This window comes from Xanthomonas euroxanthea, assembly GCF_903989455.1.
Classification (GTDB): Bacteria; Pseudomonadota; Gammaproteobacteria; order Xanthomonadales; family Xanthomonadaceae; genus Xanthomonas; species Xanthomonas euroxanthea.
This window is the reverse complement of sequence record NZ_LR861803.1, coordinates 1,623,834-1,641,721: the sequence shown is the minus strand read 5'-3', so window position 1 is coordinate 1,641,721 and position 17,888 is coordinate 1,623,834. Positions and strand designations below refer to the sequence as shown.

Genomic DNA, 17,888 nt, shown 5'->3' with positions numbered 1-17,888 from the left:
CGCAACGTCGTGAAGATCCAACCACCCCAGGACACAGGAACCGTCCATGCTGCAGATCCGCGCGCTGTCCAAGACCTACGCCAATGGCGTACATGCGCTGCAAGGCGTCACGCTCGACATCCCTCGCGGCATGTTCGGACTGCTGGGGCCAAACGGCGCCGGCAAGTCGTCGCTGATGCGCACGCTGGCCACGCTGCAGGAGCCCGATTCGGGCAGCGTCAGCCTGACCGGCGCCGATGGCAGCAGCATCGACGTGCTCACCGACAAGGACGCGTTGCGGCGCCGGCTGGGCTACCTGCCACAGGATTTCGGCGTATACCCGAAGGTGAGCGCGCTGGACATGCTGGATCACTTCGCCGTGCTCAAGGGGCTCACCGATCGCGGCCAACGCAAGGAGGTTGTCGAGCGGCTGTTGCAGCAGGTCAATCTGTGGGATGCGCGCAAGCGCAAGCTCGGCACCTATTCCGGCGGCATGCGCCAGCGCTTCGGCATCGCGCAGGCGCTGCTGGGCAACCCGCAGCTGGTCATCGTCGACGAGCCCACCGCCGGGCTGGATCCGGAAGAGCGCAATCGCTTTCTCAATCTGCTGGCCGAAATCGGCGAAAACGTCGTGGTGATCCTGTCCACCCACATCGTCGAAGATGTCACCGACCTGTGCCCGACGATGGCCATCATGAACAGGGGCCAGGTGCTGCTGACCGGACGGCCCGCCAATGCGATCGACATGCTGCAGCAGCAGGTCTGGCGCAAACAGGTCAGCAAGCAGGCATTGCCCGATTACGAGGCACGCTTCACCGTGCTGTCCACGCGCCTGATTGCCGGCCACCCGGTGATCCACGTGTTCAGTACCGATTGCCCGGAGCCGGGTTTCGAACAGGTCGCTCCCGATCTGGAGGACGTCTATTTCCAGCGCCTGCGCACGCAAGCGCTGGCCGCCTGACGGAGCGCGGCGATGATCCTGGCGTTCCTGCGCTTCGAGCTGCGCGAACAACTGCGCTCGCCCCTGCTGTGGCTGCTGGCTGCGTTGTATGCGCTGCTTGCGTTTGCCGCGCTGTCCAGCGACGCGGTGCAGATCGGCGGTGGCATCGGCAACGTGCTGCGCAATGCGCCTACGGTGATCGCCACACTGCTCGGGCTTTTCAGCCTGCTCGGCCTGCTGGTGACCACCCTGTTCGTCAGCAATGCCTTGCTGCGCGACTTCGACCTGGGCACCGCCGAGCTGGTGTTTTCCACGCCGGTACGGCGGCGCGACTATCTGCTCGGCCGTATCGGCGCGGCGCTGATCGCCGGCATGCTGATGTATGTGGTGATCGCGCTGGGCATGTTCGCCGCCCAGTTCATGCCGTGGATCGATCAGGCGCGGCTCGGGCCGGTCGCCGTACTGCCTTATCTGTGGTCGCTGCTGGTGCTGGTGCTGCCCAACCTGCTGTTCACCACTGCGCTGCTGTCGGTGCTGGCGGTGACCACGCGCAGCATCCTGTGGGTCTATATCGGCGTGATCGTGTTCTTCGTGCTGTACGGCGTGAGCCGTGCGCTGATGGCCGACCTGGACAATGTATGGATCGCCACGCTGTCCGACCCGCTCGGCATTCGCGCGTTGTCGCAGACGCTGCGCTACTGGTCGGTGGAGCAGCGCAATCACCAGCTGCCGCCGCTGACCGGTTACCTGCTCGCCAATCGCGCGCTGTGGCTGGGCATGAGCGGTATGTTGTTTGCCGCCACGTTCGCGCTGTTCCGTACCGAGCGCAGCGGGACGCGGCGGCGCCGTGGTGCGGCGTCGGTTGCGCCTGCTGATGCACCTCCCGCCAGCGCGCGCGTCACCACGACACGCCTGACGGTCACGCCCAGCTTCGGCGCGGCCACCGCATGGCGGCAACTGCTGCGCCAGATCCGCTTCGACACGCTCGGCGTGCTGCGCAGTGCGCCGTTCGTGGTGCTGCTGATGCTGGGCCTGGCCAATTTCATTCCGACCGCACTGTTCACTGCGCGCCTTTACGGTACCGCCGTGCTGCCGGTCACCTCCTTGATGCTGCAGGCGCTGCAGAACAGCTACAGCTTTTTGCTGATCATCGTGGTGCTGTTCTATGCCGGCGAACTGGTGTGGAAGGAGCGCAGCAACCGTATCGACGGCATCACCGATGCCATGCCGGTGCCGGACTGGGTTCCCCTGCTGGGCAAGTTCGTCGCCTTGCTGGCGGTGATCGCCAGCTTCCAGGCCGCCGGTGCGGCGACCGCGATCGCGCTGCAGCTGGGCCACGGCTACACCAGCATCGAGCCGCTGCTGTATCTCAAGACGCTGGCGCTGGGCTCGGTACTGTATGTGCTGATGGGCGGCATGGCGCTGGCGCTGCAGGTGCTGAGCAACAACAAGTTCGTCGGCTATGCGTTGCTGATGCTGGTGCTGATCGGGCAATCGGCGCTGTCGATGCTCGACTACACCCAGAACCTCTACACCTTCGGCGGCTGGCCCAATGCGCCCTATTCGGACATGAACGGCTACGGGCACTTCCTGCCCGGCCAGTTGTGGTTCCAGGGCTATTGGGGCGTGTTCCTGCTGGCCCTGCTGTTGCTGTCTTCGGCGTTCTGGCCACGTGGCGTGGGCCATGGCCTGCGCCAGCGTGTGCGGCAGGCGCTGCAGCGCCTGCGCAGCCCGACCGGTGCGGCCCTGGCGGTCACCCTGCTCGGCTTCGTGGCGGTCGGCGGCTGGCTGTACTGGAACACCAACGTCTACAACAGCTTCCTGTCGCCGGAACAGCGGCTGGACCTGCAGGCGCGCTACGAGCGCGATTACCGCAAGTACAAGGATCTGCCGCAGCCGCGCATCATCGCCGTCGACAACCATGTCGACCTGCATCCGGAAACCCAGTCGGTGGTCATCGATGCCACCTGGACGGTGCGCAACACCCACCCCACGCCGATCAGCGAGGTGCACATCGGCATGCAGGGCCGCACGGGGGACCGCAGCCTGGTAAAGGTGGACCTGGGCGGGCAAACGCTGACCCTGCACGACGTGCCGGCCGGCTACCGCATCTATCGACTACAGCGGCCGCTGCAGCCCGGCGAAGAGCGCGTATTCCGTTTCCGCGTGGACCAGCATCCACATGGCCTCACCGCCGAGCAGGCACAGACCGAACTGGTCGCCAATGGCAGCTTTTTCAACAACACCTTGCTGCCCTGGTTCGGCTACAACACCCACACCGAGACCAGCGACCGCAACGACCGCCGCAAGCGCGGCCTGGGCGAACCCACGCGTATGCCCAAGCTCGAGGACCAGGCCGCGCGCGCCAACACCTACGTCAGCGACGATGCCGACTGGCTCGACTTTGCCAGCACCGTCTGCACCGCGCCGGATCAGATCGCCCTGGCACCGGGCTATCTGCAACAGGAATTCCAACGCGATGGCAGGCGCTGCTTCCGCTACGTGATGGACCGGCCGATGCTCAATTTCTACGCCTACCTGTCGGCACGTTGGCAAGTGCGCAAGGCGCGTTACAAGAACATCCCGATCGAGGTCTATTACGACCCCAAGCACCCGTACAACGTGCAGCGCATGATCGAAAGCGTGCAGAAGTCGCTGACCTATTACGAAGCCAACTTCAGCCCGTATCAGCATCGTCAGGTGCGCATCATCGAGTTCCCCGGCTACGCGCGCTTTGCGCAGTCATTCGCCAATACCATCCCCTATTCCGAGTCGATCGGCTTCATCGCCGACCTGCGCGACAAAGACGAAATCGACTACGTGTTCTATGTCACCGCGCACGAAGTGGCGCACCAGTGGTGGGCGCATCAGGTGATCGGGGCGAACGTGCAGGGCGCCACCTTGCTGTCCGAATCGCTGGCGCAGTATTCGGCGTTGATGGTGATGGAGCGCGAGTACGGACGCGCCCATATGCGCCGCTTCCTCCGCTACGAACTGGACCGCTATCTGGAAGGGCGTGGTGGCGAAACCATCGAGGAGTTGCCGCTGTATCGCGTGGAGGATCAGCAATACATCCACTACCGCAAGGGCTCGCTGGCGTTCTACCGGCTGCGCGAGGAGCTCGGCGAGCAGGCGCTCAATCGTGCATTGCAGCGCTTCCTGGCGGCCGAGGCATTCCAGCAGCCGCCCTACACCACCTCGGCCGAGCTGCTGCAGGCCATTCGGGCCCAGGCACGCCCGGACCAGCAAGAACTGATCACCGACCTGTTCGAGAAGATCACCTTCTACGACAACCGCGTGGTCAGCGCGCAGGCGCGCAGGCGCCCCGATGGCCGTTTCGAGGTGACCGTGCAAACGCAGGCGGCCAAGTTGCAGGCCGACGGCACGGGCAAGGAGCATGCGGTGCCGCTGGACGACTGGATCGAGGTGGCGATCTACGGTGCTCCGGCCGGCAAGAACGCACAGGCGCCGGTACTGGCCTTGCAACGGCAGCATGTCACCAGCGCCGCGCCCAGTTTCAGCATGACCGTCGACCGCCTGCCGATCGAGGCCGGCTTCGATCCGGACAACAAGCTGATCGATCGCGTGCCGGCGGACAACCGCAAGCAGGTGACGCTGCAATAGCGGGTGGTTGCTGCCGTGGCTGCTGATCGGTGATCGGTGATCGGCGAGGGCATGCGGGACACACAGCCGGCAGCGCAAGCAAGCCGAACAGCGCCATGACCCCGACATGAGACATACCCGGCCCCGTCAGCGGACGTGGACCGGCAACGGCAGCGGGCGCGCGTGGCATGAACGCATTCCGCAGCGCGTCTTTCCGCCACCATACTCGACGGTATACATTCCGGTAAGGCCGCCGACGGTGGCCACAGCAATCCCTGGGAGGGGACACATGCGCAAGACCTTCAAGACCCTGATGCTGGCCCTGCCGCTGGCCGCCGCCTCGCTGCTGGCCCAGGCCGCCGATTCGCCGGTGGGCCGCTGGAAGACCATCGACGACGAAACCGGCAAGCCCAAGTCGGTGGTGCAGATCGAGCAGCTCGGCAACGGTACGCTGAGCGGCAAGGTGGTCGACATCCTGCAGTCCAACCATGGGCCCAACCCGACCTGCGACAAGTGCGATGGCAACCAGAAGGGCAAGCCGATCAAGGGCATGACCATCCTGTGGGGCCTCAAGCCCGACGGTACCGCGGTGTGGAGCGGCGGCTCGGTGCTCGACCCGGCCAAGGGCAAGACCTACAAGGCCAAGGTCACCCTGACCGACGGCGGCAAGAAGCTGCAGATGCGCGGCTATGTGGGCGTTGAGGCATTGGGCCGCACCCAGACCTGGATTCGTGAATAGCTGGGATTGGGGAATCGGGAATCGGGAATCGGGAATCGTAAAAGCAGGCGCCCGCGAGGGCGCCTTTTTTGTGCGTGTCCATCTGCGCGTAGCTGTGCAGCGAGTCCTGGCAGGCGACCATCGTCGATCCATAGCGCTCCAGGGCCAGCCAAGTGCCTGCGCGCCTCAACAACACGGTCGCCTAGCCCTGCTTTGACCGATTCCCGATTCCCGCCACCATTCCCGACTAATGCGATAATCGGCTGTCCCCCGCATTACGCCTGCCATGACCCGCACCGCACTCGTCACCACCGCCCTGCCCTATGCCAACGGCCCGCTGCATCTTGGCCATCTGGTCGGCTACATCCAGGCCGACATCTGGGTGCGCGCGCGCCGCCTGCGCGGCGACAAGACCTGGTTCGTCTGCGCCGACGACACCCATGGCACGCCGATCATGCTTGCGGCCGAAAAGTCCGGGGTCACCCCGGAGGCCTTCATCGCCAGCATTCAGGCCAGCCATGAGCGCGACTTTGCCGCGTTCGGGGTGACCTTCGATCATTACGATTCGACCAATTCGCCGGTCAATCGCGAACTCACCGAGGCCTTCTACACCAGGCTGGAGGCCGCCGGTCACATCAGCCGCCGCTCGGTGGCGCAGTTCTACGACCCGGCCAAAGGCATGTTCCTGCCGGATCGCTACATCAAGGGCATCTGCCCCAATTGCGGCAGCGCCGATCAATATGGCGACAACTGCGAGGTCTGCGGCGCCACCTACGCGCCGACCGAGCTGAAGGAGCCCAGGTCGGTGATTTCCGGTGCCACACCGGAGTTGCGCGACTCGGAGCATTTCTTCTTCGAAGTGGGCCATTTCGACGGCTTCTTGCGTGAGTGGCTGGCCGGCGATGTGGCACTGCCCGGCGTCAAGGCCAAGCTCAAGGAATGGCTGGACACCGAAGGCGGCCTGCGCGCCTGGGACATCTCGCGCGATGCGCCGTATTTCGGCTTCCAGATTCCGGGCCAGCCGGGCAAGTATTTCTACGTGTGGCTGGACGCGCCGATCGGCTACCTGTGCAGCTTCAAGACCCTGTGCGCGCAGATGGGCGAGGATTTCGAGGCCCATCTGGTCGCCGGCACGCAGACCGAGCTGCATCACTTCATCGGCAAGGACATCGTCAACTTCCACGGCCTGTTCTGGCCGGCGGTGCTGCACGGCACCGGCCATCGCGCGCCGACCCGGCTGCACGTCAACGGCTACCTCACCGTGGACGGCGCCAAGATGTCCAAGTCGCGCGGCACCTTCGTGATGGCGCGGACCTTCCTGGACGTGGGCCTGGAACCGGAGGCGCTGCGCTACTACTTCGCGGCCAAGTCATCCGGCGGCGTGGACGATCTGGACCTGAACCTGGGCGATTTCATCGCGCGGGTGAATGCGGATCTGGTCGGCAAGTTCGTCAACCTGGCCAGCCGCTGCGCCGGCTTCATCGGCAAGCGCTTCGACGGCAAGCTGGCCGACGCCCTGCCCGACCCGGCGCAGTACGACCGCTTCGTCGCCGCACTGGCGCCGATCCGTGAGGCCTACGAGCGCAACGATGCGGCCAGCGCGATCCGCCAGACCATGGCGCTGGCCGACGAGGCCAACAAGTACATCGACGACACCAAGCCGTGGGTGATCGCCAAGCAGGACGGTGCCGATGCGCAGCTGCAATCGGTGTGCACGCAGGGCCTGAACCTGTTCCGGATCCTGGTGGCCGCACTCAAGCCGATCCTGCCGCGCACCTGTGCCGAGGCCGAAGCCTTCCTGTCGGCACCGATGACCAGCTGGGACGACGTCGCGCGCCCGCTGACCGCGCACGTGATCCAGCCCTACACCGCCCTGTTCACCCGTATCGACCCCAAACTGATCGACGCCATGACCGACGCTTCAAAAGACACCATGGCCGCACCTGCGGCACCCGCTGCGACCACCAAGCCCGCACCGGCCAAGGCCGAGACGAAACCGGCGGCCGTTGCGACTCCCCAGTCCCCAACCGCCACTCCCAGCCTCATCGGCATCGACGATTTCGCCAAGCTCGACCTGCGCATCGGCAAGGTGCTGGTGTGCGAATTTGTGGAAGGCTCGGACAAGCTGCTGCGCTTCGAGCTGGATGCCGGCGAGCTGGGCAAGCGCCAGATCTTCTCGGGCATCCGCGCCAGCTATGGCGAACCGGAAACGCTGGTCGGCCGCAGCGTGGTGTTCATCGCCAACCTGGCTCCACGCAAGATGCGCTTCGGCATCAGCGAAGGCATGATCCTGTCGGCCGGCTTCGACGGCGGCACGCTGGCACTGCTGGACGCCGATGCTGGTGCGCAGCCGGGCATGCCTGTTCGGTGAAGCGGGAATGGGGAATCGGGAGTCGGGAATCGTAGGAGCCAGAGCTGATTGTTGAGGGAGACCTGACACCAGTGCCTGGCCCGTCCCCTCATCCGCCCCTGCGGGGCACCTTCTCCCTGTGGGAGAAGGGAAAGCAGATGCTGCGCCTTCAACCAATCCCCACTCCCGACTGCCCAATCCCCGCCCCTCATGCACCTGGCCCTGTTCGACTTCGACCACACCATCACCACCTGCGACAGCTATGCGCGCTTCCTGCGCAAGGTGGCCACGCCCGCGCAGCTGGCGACGGCGAAATGGCAGGTGGGCCCGTGGCTGCTGGGGTATCGGTTGGGCATGGTGTCGGCTGCGGCGCTGCGCGCGCGGGTCACCCGCATCGTGTTCAGTGATCGCCGGCTGGACGAGGTGGCCGCGCACGGCGCCGATTTCGCGCGCACGGCATTGCCGGGCGTGCTGCGCGCCGAGGTGATGCAGCGCATCGACTGGCATCAGGCGCAGGGGCATGAAGTGGTGCTGGTGTCGGCCTCGCTGGACCTGTACCTGCAGCCGTGGTGCGCGCAGCATGACCTGTCGTTGATCTGCAACAAGCTGGAACACCACGCCGGCGTGCTGAGCGGGCGCTATGCGGAAGGCGATTGCGGCCCACGCAAGGCCGCGCAGATCCGCCTGCGCCATGACCTGTCGCAATACGAATGCGTGCATGCCTACGGCGACAGCCGTGAAGACAAGCCGATGCTGGCGCTGGCACAGCAGCGCTGGTATCGCGGCAAGCTGCTGCACTGACATGCACACCGCAACGCCCGCCGCATCGCCCGACCTGGTCGAACGCCTCGACCGCCTGCTGCCGCAGACCCAGTGCGGCCAGTGCGGTTACGACGGCTGTCGCCCGTATGCGCAAGCGATGGCAGACGGCAAAGCGGATGTCGATCATTGCCCGCCCGGCGGCGATGCGGGTGCGCGTGCGCTGGCGCATGTCCTGCAGGTGCCCGCGCGCCCTTACGACCGCACGCGTGGCCTGCAGACACCGGCGCAGGTGGCGTGGATCGTCGAAGCCGACTGCATCGGCTGCACCAAGTGCATCCAGGCCTGCCCGGTGGATGCGATCATCGGCGGCGCCAAGCACATGCATACGGTGATCGCGCCGCTGTGCACCGGGTGCGCGCTATGCCTGCCGGCCTGCCCGGTGGATTGCATCGTGCTGCGCGCAAGCGGCTAGACCGCTGGCCGGACGCGTGGCGCAGGTGCCAGGCGCGCCACGCCCGGAACGGGAGGTGCCACCTGCACCGCGATGTCTGCACGCCATCCGTGCCTGCACGACGCGTGCGTGCTCGCGGCCGGCCCCCTGAGCCGGCAGACTTGTGTCCACGCCCCGGCTTCCGCACCTGGCTTCGCCCTCGCCCTGGCCGCTCGCGCGTGACCGGCGCGGCATGGGCAATCCCATGCACGCACCTGCACTCTGGGCAGCGCCCAACGCCCCAACCCGTGGCACTGGCCTCCAGGTACTACGCCGCGTCAGGAACGTCCTGACGCATCCGGCGCATCCGCACTGCGGATGCGCTCGTATTGGTAGCCACTCCCATCGAGGAATCCGCCGATGCGTCCACTCGCCGCTGCCCTTGCCGCGCTCGCCACCGTATGCCGGCCGGTTCCGCCGTTGCTGCTGCTGGTGTTGGGCGGCTTGCCGCTGAGTGCGGCGGCAGTCACCCGTGTGGATGGCGATGCCTTCGATGGCGACAGCGGCGCGCTGCGCTATCGCGAGTCGCACTGGTTGCTCGACGATGGCGGGCGCGTCGTGCTGTATCGCTGCGCGGACGGACGCCCGTTTGCGCGCAAGCAGGTCGATGGCGGCGGCAGCTCGCCCGACTTCAGCCTGATCGACGGCCGCGACGGCTATCGCCAGGGCGTGCGTCAGCGCGACGGCGTGCGCGAGATGTTCCAGCAGGAACCCGGCAAGGCCGAGCAACGCACGCCACTGCCGGCCGACGACGGCCCGCGCGTGATCGATGCCGGCTTCGATGCATACCTGCGCAGCCACTGGGAGGCGCTTGCCGGCACGCCGCAGCGCGTGGACTTCGTACTGCCAAGCCTGCAACGCCAGCTGGCATTCCGTGTCGAGCGCATCGACGATACCGGCGGCCAGCGCCGTTTTCGCCTGAGCCTGGATGCGTGGTACGGCGCGGCAGTGCCAGCGCTCGAAGTGCGTTATTCGATCGCCGACAAACGTCTGCTGCAATTCCGCGGCGTGGGCAATCTGCGCGACGAGCGCGGCCGCTATCCGCATGTGCGCATCGTTTTTCCGGACACCGGTGCGCGTGCGGTCAGCGCCGATGAGCTGCGCCAGGCGCGCGAGCAGCCGCTGGTCAAGAGCTGCAGCGCCCCGTGAACCAGGTCCGCGCCATCTTCACGTTCGACCACGCGCGGTTGCGGACAACGGCCCGGTCACCTCTTCCCCATACAGGACCATCGCCATGGCCAAGGCCTACCTCTGGATCAACGCAGTGCTCTACGTCGTGCTGGCGATCTGGTGCACGCTCTCGCCGGCCAAGACCGCCAATGCCGTGGGCTACACCCAGCTCTCGCCGGCCGGGCAATCGGAATACCTGGTCATCTATGGCGGCCTGCAGCTGGGCATGGCGTTCCTGTTCGGCTACTTCGCGTGGATCGATCAACCGCGCACCGGCCTGCTGGTCGCACTCGCGTTCTACGTGCCGATCGTGCTGTTCCGCAGCGTCTCCCTGGCGCGCCTGTGGCCGGTCTCCGCGCCCACGGTGGCATTGGCCGGCGTCGAGATCCTGCTGCTGCTCGCTGCCGTCCTGCTGTGGTTTCAGCAGCGCAAGTGAAGGACAGCGTCCGCCCAGTCCGGTAGCATCGCCCCCACCTCAAAAAACGCCCGACCGCATGAGTGCCATCCCTGGCCACGACGACGATGAAACCGGACGACTGCTGACCGCGACCGCGGGTGGCGACCGGCATGCCTTCGAAGCGCTGTACCGGCAGACCTCGCCCAAACTGTTCGGGGTGTGCCTGCGCATGATCCCGCACCGTGCCGAAGCCGAAGAGGTGCTGCAGGACGTGTTCACGCTGATCTGGCACAAGGCCGGGCAGTTCGACCCCACCCGTGCACGCGGGCTCACCTGGCTGGCGATGATCGCGCGCAACAAGGCCATCGACCATCTGCGCGCCAATGCCCCGCAACGCCGCAACGTGGCGCTGGACGATGCCGGCGAATTGCGCGCCAGCGATGCCTCGCCGCTGGAGCGCACCGAGCGCGCCAGCACGCGCCGACGCATCGACCACTGCCTGGCGGAGCTGGAACCGCCGCGCAGCGAATTGATCCGCACCGCGTTCTTCGACGGCATCACCTACGAAGAGCTCGCCGCGCGCACCGACACCCCGATCGGCACGGTCAAGAGCTGGATCCGCCGCGGCCTGGCCAAACTCAAGGCATGTCTGGAACGATGAGCACGCCCTTTCCCATCGACCAGGAACCGCCGCGCGACGTGCTTGCAGGCGAATACGTGCTGGGCCTGTTGAGCGCCGACGAGCGCCTGGCTGCCGAACAACGCGTCGCCACCGACGGCCAGTTTGCGCAGGCAGTGACGCAGTGGCAGGAACATCTGGCGCCGTTGCTGGACGAGATCGCCGCCGTGACGCCGCCCGGCCAGGTCTGGGCACGCATCCGCCAGACCCTCGGCTTCGACACGCCATTGCACGCAGTGCCCCCCGCGCCGTCGGCGAGCGCGCCCACGACAGCGGTGTGGAACAGTGTGCGGTTCTGGCGCTGGGCAAGCGCCGGCGGCCTGGCCACCGCGGCCGTGTGCCTGCTGGCATTGTTGAACCTGCGCACGCAACCGGCACTGGTATCGCCGCCGCAGGCCACCGGCCCGGTGGTACAGACTCCGGTCACGCCGCCGGCGGCCACCACCGCGCCGGCGACCGGCATTGCGATGACCTCCACGCTGGCCACCGAAGACGGCCGCCCCGGCTATGTCGCATTGATGGATGCCGACAAGCACACCATCACGGTGACGCCGCTGGATCGCACCGCCACCGCCGACAAGGTACCCGAGCTGTGGCTGATCACGCCGGACGGCAAGGCGCATTCGATGGGCACCTTCGACGACCAGCGTGCACGCCGCGCGCAGATTCCCGACCAGCTGATGCCCATGCTCAGCAACGAGGCCATCCTGGCAGTGACGCTGGAGCCGCCGGGCGGTGCACCGGGCGGCGTCGCCACCGGTACCGTGGTGGCCAAGGGCGGCATCAGCACGCTGGCAATGGCGCCCTGATCCGGCGCGCCTGACGCCGCCTGCGACCACGTTGCAGGCGGCGTCAGGCGCGCAACAGCCTCATCTGCGTCACCCCTGGCTGGCGCGATTCAATGTGTGCGCAATTGCGCGATTCGTTCGCACCGGCACGCCAAGCGCGCGCACGCATGCGACGATCGAACGCGCTGGTGCATCTGTTTACCGGCAGCGTCCGTAAAGGGTCACCACTACACACGGAGAACCACGCGTGCCGAGTACTGGCTTTGACCCACATGCCGCGCCGCCGCAGCCTGCCGACACCCGCCGGCGTGGGTGGATCGCAGCGCGTACCGGCAGCCTGCGTCGTTGGGTGGATTCGCAAACCGACGAACCGCTGGACGAAGCACGCGCAGACCGTATCGACTGGCTGCGTGCCCTGCCCTTCATCGCGCTGCACCTGGCCTGCCTGGCGGTCCTGTGGGTCGGTGCGTCCTGGTTCGCGGTCGGCATGGCGGTGGCGTTGTACGCGCTGCGCATGTTTGCGCTGACCGGGTTCTACCACCGCTACTTCTCGCACCGCGCGTTCAAGACCTCGCGCGTGCTGCAGTTCGTGTTCGCGGCCATCGGCGCCACCTGCGTGCAGCGCGGGCCGCTGTGGTGGGCCGCGCATCATCGCAATCATCACCGCCACACCGACACCGGCCGCGATCCGCATTCGCCGGCGCAGCACGGCTTCTGGTGGAGCCATACCGGCTGGTTCCTGACCCCGCGCAACTTCCGCACCGACTGGGAGGTCATCCCGGACCTGCGCCGCTTTGCCGAGCTGCGTTTTCTGGACCGCTTCGACATCGTGATGCCGGTGTTGCTGGCAACCGGGCTATACCTGCTCGGCGACTGGCTGGCGGTTGCCGCGCCCGCATTGAAGACCAATGGCGCGCAACTGCTGGTATGGGGCTTTGTGATCTCCACCGTGGCGCTGTTCCATGCCACCTTCACCATCAATTCGCTGGCACATCGCTTCGGCAGCCGGCGTTTCGACACCCGCGACGACAGCCGCAACAACTGGCTGCTGGCGCTGCTCACCTTCGGCGAAGGCTGGCACAACAATCACCACTTCTTTCCCGGCTCGGCGCGCCAGGGGCTGCGCTGGTGGGAGTACGACGTCACCTGGTACGGGCTCACCGTGATGTCGTGGGTGGGCCTGGTCTGGGACCTCAAGCCGATGCCGACATCGCTCACGCAACGTGCCGAGCGGGTGAGCCGATGAGCGAGGGCAGGATTGCCGTGGTCGGCAGCGGGATCGCCGGCCTGGGCGCGGCGTGGCTGCTGTCGCGCCGCTACGAGGTCACCTTGTTCGAGGCCGCCGATTATCTGGGTGGACATACGCACACCCACGACATCCAGCTGGACGGCCAGCGCTATGCGGTGGACAGCGGCTTCATCGTGTTCAACCCGCAGCACTATCCGCTGCTCACGCGCATGTTCGCCGAGCTGGACGTGGCCGCGCAGCCGACCACGATGAGCTTCTCGGTGCACGACGCGCGCAGCGGGCTCGAATACAACGCCGGCAGCCTGGGCGGGCTGTTCTGCCAGCGCAGCAATCTGCTCAGCCCGCGCTTCTGGGGCATGCTGGCCGACCTGCGTCGCTTCTATCGGCAGGCGCCGGCGGTGCTGCACAGCCAGGAGCGCTTCAGCACGCTGGGCGCGTATCTGCAGCGGCATGGGTATTCGGCGGCGTTTCGCGACCAGCATCTGGTGCCGATGGCCTCGGCACTGTGGTCATCGCCCTCGCAGCGCATCCTCGAATTCCCGATGGGCCAGCTGATCGGCTTCATGGCCAACCACCACATGCTGCAGCTCAGCGGGCGTCCGCAGTGGCAGGTGGTGCGTGGTGGATCCAGCAGCTACGTGCGTGCGCTGCGCCGGCGCTGGCAGGTGCTCGAGCGCATGTCCACGCCCGTGCATGCGATCCGCCGCGCGCCCAACGGTGTGGTGCTCAGTTCCCTGCGTGGCGAAGAGCACTTCGACAACGTGGTGCTGGCCTGCCATGCCGACGACGCGCTGGCCTTGCTCAGCGACGCCACCGCAGCCGAGCGGCAGGTCCTGGGCGGCATCACCTACCAGGACAACGACACCGTCCTGCACACCGACGCCAGCGTGCTGCCACGCGATCGCCGCGCCTGGGCGGCGTGGAATGCGCATGTGCCGGCCGACCCGCAGGCGCCGTGCACGGTGAGTTACTGGATGAACGCCCTGCAGTCGCTCAACGCGCCGCAGCCGTTCATCGTCAGCCTCAATCGCAACCACGACATCGCCCCGGACAAGGTGCTGCGGCGCATGCGCTACCGCCACCCGGTGCAGAACGCGGCCGCCCTCGCCGCGCAGACGCGCAAGGCCGAGATCCAGGGCGTGCAGCACACCTGGTTTGCCGGCGCGGCCTGGGGCTTCGGCTTCCATGAAGACGGCCTGCGCAGCGGCGTGGATGTGGCCCATGGCCTGGGAGTGGACTGGTGATGCAGCTGCTGCGCGACGCCAGCCCCGATGCGGTACCGCTGCCTCCCGGCGAGGACAGCGGTGCCGTCAGCGGGGTGGGCGCGATGCGCAGCGCGATCTATACCGGTTGGGTGCGGCACCGCCGGTTTGCGCCCAGGCCGCTGGCGTTTCGCTACCGGCTGTTCCTGATGTACCTGGACCTGTCCGAGCTCGATGTGGTGTTTGCGCGGCGCTGGCTATGGTCGGTGGGGCGCGCCAATCTGGCGCAGTTCCGGCGCAGCGATTATCTCGGTGACCCGGACATTCCGCTGGACCAGGCGGTGCGCGACTGCGTGCAGGCCCAGACCGGCGAGCGCCCCGATGGCGCGATCCGCCTGCTCACGCATCTGCGCTACTTCGGCCATGTGTTCAATCCGGTCAGCTTCTACTACTGCTTCGATCGCCACGGGGGCCTGCGCTGGGTCGTTGCGGAAATCACCAATACGCCGTGGCAGCAGCGCCACACCTACGTGCTGCCGGTCGCGCAGGCGCGCACGCATCGCCAGGTGCATGCCTGGCGCTTCGACAAGCGCTTCCACGTCTCCCCCTTCATGGGCATGCAGCACCAGTACGACTGGCGTTTCAGCGTGCCCGAGGCGCAGTTGCGCGTGCATATGGACGTGCTGGATGCGCCTGGTGGCGACGCGCCGGGCGGCAGCCCCGCGGCCGAGGCCGATGGCGCAGGCAGCGGTGCACGCCGCTTCGATGCCACCCTGGTCCTGCAGCGCCAGCCGCTCAACGCGCGCACCCTGGCGCGCACGCTGCTGGCCTATCCCTTGATGACCGTGCAGGTGGTGCTGGCCATCCACTGGCAGGCCCTGCGCCTGTGGCTGCGCGGCAACCCGGTCCACGATCACCCTCATCCGCCTGTGCGAGAACCCCGATGAACGCCACGTCCCTGCCCGACACCGCTGCGCCGCGCGCGGCTTCCTGGACGGACCGCCTGTTGCGCAAGCGCCTGCTGGCCACGCTCGGCGAGCTGCGCGATGGACAGTTGCAGCTGCACGAAGCCGACGGCGTCACCACCCTCGGCAACGCCAATGGTGCCGATGCGCTGCAGGTGCAGTTGCGTGTCATCGACCCCGGCTTCTATCGCCAGGCCGCGCTCAACGGCAGCGTCGGTGCCGGCGAGTCGTACATGGATGGGCAGTGGCACTGCGACGACCTGGTCGCGTTGATGCGCCTGCTGCTGCGCAATCGCGACCGCCTGGATGCGATGGAAACCGGCACCGCGCGGCTGGGCGGCTGGGCAATGCGCAGCCTGCATGCGTTCGCACGCAATACCCGCAGCGGCAGCCGGCGCAACATCGCCGCGCACTACGACCTGGGCAACCCGTTGTTCCGCCTGTTTCTCGACGAGAACCTGATGTATTCCTCGGCGATCTTCGTCGATGGCGAAGAGGCCCAGGGCGAGGCGGCCCTGGAGCGCGCAGCCACGCGCAAGCTCGAACGCATCTGCCAGAAACTGCAGCTTGGCCCGCAGCACCACGTGGTGGAAATCGGCACCGGCTGGGGCGGCTTCGCGCTGCACGCCGCACGCGCGCACGGCTGCCGCGTCACCACCACCACCATCTCGCGCGAGCAGTTCGAACTGGCCACCCAGCGCATCGCCGCGGCCGGCCTGAGCGACCGGGTCACGGTGTTGTTGCGCGACTATCGCGATCTGGACGGCCGCTATGATCGGGTGGTGTCGATCGAGATGATCGAGGCCATCGGCCATCAGTATCTGGACACCTATTTCGCCAAGGTCGGCAGCTTGCTGGCCGACGACGGCCAGGCGCTGATCCAGGCCATCACCATCGAAGACCATCGCTATGCGCAGGCCTTGCGCTCAGTGGACTTCATCAAGCGGCATATCTTCCCCGGCAGCTTCATTCCATCGGTGGCGGCGATGACCGGCGCGATCGCACGCGCCAGCGACCTGCGCCTGTTCAACCTGGAAGACATCGGGCCGAGCTATGCGTTGACGCTGCGCGCCTGGCGCCAGCGCTTCATGGCGCAGCTGCCGCAGGTGCGTGCGCTCGGCTATGACGAGCGCTTCATCCGCATGTGGGAGTTTTACCTGGCCTATTGCGAGGCCGGTTTCCTGGAGCGCTCGATCGGCGATGTGCATCTGTGGCTGAGCAAGCCGGGCGCACGTCCGCCGCAGTTCGTGCCTGGCCTTTGAGCGGACGCATGCGGCAGCTCGGCAACTATCTGGGCCTGCAGGTGCTGTGGCTGGTGGCCGTCAGCGCGGCCGCGCAGGCGCGCATCTGGCCTACCCTGCTGGTGCTGGTGCTGTTCGCGCTGTATCAGCTGTGGCCGTCGCGGCGTGCGCCGGGCGATCCGCAGCTGCTGGTCGCCGCGCTGTCGCTGGGCCTGCTGCTGGACACCACGCTGGCGGCGGGCGGCTGGGTGCGTTACGCCGCGCCGTGGCCGGGCACGTTGCTGGCGCCGGCCTGGATCCTGGCGTTGTGGCTGGGCTTTGCGCTCACGCTCAACCATTCGCTGGCATCGGTGATGCAGCGGCCATGGCTGGCGGTGCTGCTGGGCGCGATTTTCGGTCCGTTTTCGTACTGGCTGGCACAACGCGGCTGGCAGGCGGTGGAATTCCGGCCGCCACAGTTGCAGGCGGTGGTCGCAGTCGGCATCGGCTGGGGCCTGGCCTGCGGCGTGTTGTCGCTGTATGCACGCCGCCTGGCGCGACCATCGCCTGAACACCTGAGGGGAGAACTGCAATGAATGCCTGGCCGCTGCTGCATGTGGGCGTGTTTGCGAGTGTGGTGATGGTGGTCGGCTGGCTGTGGCAACGCCGCAGCGGCAATGCCGGCCCGGTCGATGTGCTGTGGGCCGCGTGCCTGGCGCTGGCTGCGCCGTATTGCGCGTGGATGTCCGATGGCGCGCTGCTGCCGCGCGTGCTGGTCGCCGTGCTCGGCGGTGTCTGGGGCGCGCGCCTGGCGCTGCATCTGGGCGTGCGTGTGTTCGGCGACCCGCATGAAGATGGCCGTTATCGTGCCTTGCGCGAGCACTGGAACGGCGACCAACGCAAGTTCCTGGGCTTTTTCCTGGCGCAGGCGGTCGTGGTGGTGCTGTTTTGTGTGCCGTTTGTGGCCGCTGCCAGCAACCCGGAGCCGGCCTGGAGCGTGTGGAGCACGCTGGCGATCGCGGTGTGGTTGATCGCGGTCGGTGGCGAAGCCCTGGCCGACCGGCAACTGTCTGCGCACAAGGCCAACCCGGCCAATCGCGGCGTCACCTGCCGCAGCGGGTTGTGGCGGTATTCGCGCCATCCCAATTACTTCTTCGAGTTCGTGCACTGGTTCGCTTACCTGGCGCTGGCCATCGGTGCCGGGCCATGGCCGCTCGCCCTGGCCGCGCTGGGGCCGGTGGTGATGTTCGTGTTCCTGTATCGCTTCACCGGCATTCCCTACACCGAGCAGCAGGCGCTGCGCTCGCGTGGTGAGGACTATGCGCAATACCAGCGCAGCACCAGCGCGTTTTTCCCGCTTCCCCCTTCGTCCTGAG

At 67.0% G+C, this 17,888-nt stretch carries 16 protein-coding genes; all 16 read left to right on the top strand.

Translation table 11 applies throughout. From position 1 onward, the window contains the following. Positions 1 to 46 precede the first annotated feature (46 nt). The 16 genes from H7A86_RS07070 to H7A86_RS06995 all read left to right on the top strand — a co-directional run bounded on the left by H7A86_RS07070 (position 47) and on the right by H7A86_RS06995 (position 17,887). On the top strand, positions 47 to 940 hold the full coding sequence (locus H7A86_RS07070; RefSeq protein ID WP_119132364.1) for an ABC transporter ATP-binding protein: 894 nt from the start codon (positions 47 to 49) through the stop codon (positions 938 to 940). Between the two features lie 12 nt (positions 941 to 952). Further along, the gene (locus tag H7A86_RS07065; protein ID WP_119132365.1) at positions 953 to 4,543 is read left to right on the top strand and encodes an ABC transporter permease/M1 family aminopeptidase; all 3,591 of its coding nucleotides are present in this window, start codon (positions 953 to 955) and stop codon (positions 4,541 to 4,543) included. A gap of 268 nt (positions 4,544 to 4,811) precedes the next feature. Then, positions 4,812 to 5,261: a DUF2147 domain-containing protein gene (locus H7A86_RS07060; protein WP_104583415.1), complete on the top strand. Its 450-nt coding sequence runs from the start codon at positions 4,812 to 4,814 to the stop codon at positions 5,259 to 5,261. Between the two features lie 265 nt (positions 5,262 to 5,526). Continuing rightward, on the top strand, positions 5,527 to 7,611 hold the full coding sequence (metG, locus tag H7A86_RS07055; RefSeq protein WP_119132366.1) for a methionine--tRNA ligase: 2,085 nt from the start codon (positions 5,527 to 5,529) through the stop codon (positions 7,609 to 7,611). A 189-nt stretch (positions 7,612 to 7,800) separates the two neighbouring features. Then, entirely contained in the window at positions 7,801 to 8,391 is a 591-nt protein-coding gene (locus H7A86_RS07050) for an HAD family hydrolase (protein WP_119132367.1), read from the top strand. A gap of 1 nt (position 8,392) precedes the next feature. Next, positions 8,393 to 8,824, top strand: coding sequence for an Rnf electron transport complex subunit RnfB (gene rnfB / locus H7A86_RS07045; protein ID WP_119132368.1), 432 nt, complete (start codon positions 8,393 to 8,395; stop codon positions 8,822 to 8,824). Between the two features lie 378 nt (positions 8,825 to 9,202). After that, positions 9,203 to 9,991, top strand: coding sequence for a hypothetical protein (locus tag H7A86_RS07040; RefSeq protein ID WP_119132369.1), 789 nt, complete (start codon positions 9,203 to 9,205; stop codon positions 9,989 to 9,991). Positions 9,992 to 10,076: 85 nt separating this feature from the next. After that, complete coding sequence (locus H7A86_RS07035; RefSeq protein ID WP_104648322.1) at positions 10,077 to 10,448, top strand: DUF4345 family protein; 372 nt, start codon at positions 10,077 to 10,079, stop codon at positions 10,446 to 10,448. 58 nt (positions 10,449 to 10,506) lie between these two features. Next, positions 10,507 to 11,070, top strand: a complete 564-nt coding sequence (locus H7A86_RS07030; RefSeq protein WP_104583421.1) for a sigma-70 family RNA polymerase sigma factor — start codon at positions 10,507 to 10,509, stop codon at positions 11,068 to 11,070. Continuing rightward, positions 11,067 to 11,897, top strand: coding sequence for an anti-sigma factor (locus H7A86_RS07025; protein ID WP_180708061.1), 831 nt, complete (start codon positions 11,067 to 11,069; stop codon positions 11,895 to 11,897). Before H7A86_RS07030 ends, H7A86_RS07025 begins: the two co-directional genes overlap by 4 nt. A 226-nt stretch (positions 11,898 to 12,123) precedes the next feature. Continuing rightward, a complete protein-coding gene (locus H7A86_RS07020) occupies positions 12,124 to 13,122 on the top strand; it encodes an acyl-CoA desaturase (RefSeq protein WP_119132371.1) in 999 nt (332 codons plus the stop codon). Beyond that, positions 13,119 to 14,369, top strand: coding sequence for an NAD(P)/FAD-dependent oxidoreductase (locus H7A86_RS07015; RefSeq protein ID WP_119132372.1), 1,251 nt, complete (start codon positions 13,119 to 13,121; stop codon positions 14,367 to 14,369). Before H7A86_RS07020 ends, H7A86_RS07015 begins: the two co-directional genes overlap by 4 nt. Continuing rightward, positions 14,369 to 15,274: a DUF1365 domain-containing protein gene (locus H7A86_RS07010; protein WP_119132373.1), complete on the top strand. Its 906-nt coding sequence runs from the start codon at positions 14,369 to 14,371 to the stop codon at positions 15,272 to 15,274. Before H7A86_RS07015 ends, H7A86_RS07010 begins: the two co-directional genes overlap by 1 nt. Then, positions 15,271 to 16,554 carry an SAM-dependent methyltransferase gene (locus H7A86_RS07005; RefSeq protein ID WP_119132374.1) on the top strand — a complete coding sequence of 428 codons (1,284 nt, stop codon included), beginning with the start codon at positions 15,271 to 15,273 and terminating at the stop codon, positions 16,552 to 16,554. The genes H7A86_RS07010 and H7A86_RS07005 overlap by 4 nt, the downstream gene beginning before the upstream one ends. A gap of 8 nt (positions 16,555 to 16,562) precedes the next feature. Then, positions 16,563 to 17,108 (top strand): DUF2878 domain-containing protein, encoded by a 546-nt coding sequence (locus H7A86_RS07000; protein ID WP_119132375.1) that lies wholly within the window; start codon positions 16,563 to 16,565, stop codon positions 17,106 to 17,108. Beyond that, a complete protein-coding gene (locus tag H7A86_RS06995) occupies positions 17,105 to 17,887 on the top strand; it encodes a DUF1295 domain-containing protein (RefSeq protein WP_119132376.1) in 783 nt (260 codons plus the stop codon). The genes H7A86_RS07000 and H7A86_RS06995 overlap by 4 nt, the downstream gene beginning before the upstream one ends. The last annotated feature ends 1 nt before the right edge of the window (position 17,888 follow it).

What these genes read in the sequence shown, in the direction of transcription:
- rnfB (WP_119132368.1), top strand. Translation starts at nt 8,393, where the DNA reads ATGCACACCGCAACGCCCGCCGCATCGCCCGACCTGGTCGAACGCCTC.
- H7A86_RS07000 (WP_119132375.1), top strand. Translation starts at nt 16,563, where the DNA reads ATGCGGCAGCTCGGCAACTATCTGGGCCTGCAGGTGCTGTGGCTGGTG.
- H7A86_RS07050 (WP_119132367.1), top strand. Translation starts at nt 7,801, where the DNA reads ATGCACCTGGCCCTGTTCGACTTCGACCACACCATCACCACCTGCGAC.
- H7A86_RS07070 (WP_119132364.1), top strand. Translation starts at nt 47, where the DNA reads ATGCTGCAGATCCGCGCGCTGTCCAAGACCTACGCCAATGGCGTACAT.
- H7A86_RS07005 (WP_119132374.1), top strand. Translation starts at nt 15,271, where the DNA reads ATGAACGCCACGTCCCTGCCCGACACCGCTGCGCCGCGCGCGGCTTCC.
- H7A86_RS06995 (WP_119132376.1), top strand. Translation starts at nt 17,105, where the DNA reads ATGAATGCCTGGCCGCTGCTGCATGTGGGCGTGTTTGCGAGTGTGGTG.
- H7A86_RS07025 (WP_180708061.1), top strand. Translation starts at nt 11,067, where the DNA reads ATGAGCACGCCCTTTCCCATCGACCAGGAACCGCCGCGCGACGTGCTT.
- H7A86_RS07015 (WP_119132372.1), top strand. Translation starts at nt 13,119, where the DNA reads ATGAGCGAGGGCAGGATTGCCGTGGTCGGCAGCGGGATCGCCGGCCTG.
- H7A86_RS07010 (WP_119132373.1), top strand. Translation starts at nt 14,369, where the DNA reads ATGCAGCTGCTGCGCGACGCCAGCCCCGATGCGGTACCGCTGCCTCCC.
- H7A86_RS07040 (WP_119132369.1), top strand. Translation starts at nt 9,203, where the DNA reads ATGCGTCCACTCGCCGCTGCCCTTGCCGCGCTCGCCACCGTATGCCGG.
- metG (WP_119132366.1), top strand. Translation starts at nt 5,527, where the DNA reads ATGACCCGCACCGCACTCGTCACCACCGCCCTGCCCTATGCCAACGGC.
- H7A86_RS07030 (WP_104583421.1), top strand. Translation starts at nt 10,507, where the DNA reads ATGAGTGCCATCCCTGGCCACGACGACGATGAAACCGGACGACTGCTG.
- H7A86_RS07035 (WP_104648322.1), top strand. Translation starts at nt 10,077, where the DNA reads ATGGCCAAGGCCTACCTCTGGATCAACGCAGTGCTCTACGTCGTGCTG.
- H7A86_RS07060 (WP_104583415.1), top strand. Translation starts at nt 4,812, where the DNA reads ATGCGCAAGACCTTCAAGACCCTGATGCTGGCCCTGCCGCTGGCCGCC.
- H7A86_RS07065 (WP_119132365.1), top strand. Translation starts at nt 953, where the DNA reads ATGATCCTGGCGTTCCTGCGCTTCGAGCTGCGCGAACAACTGCGCTCG.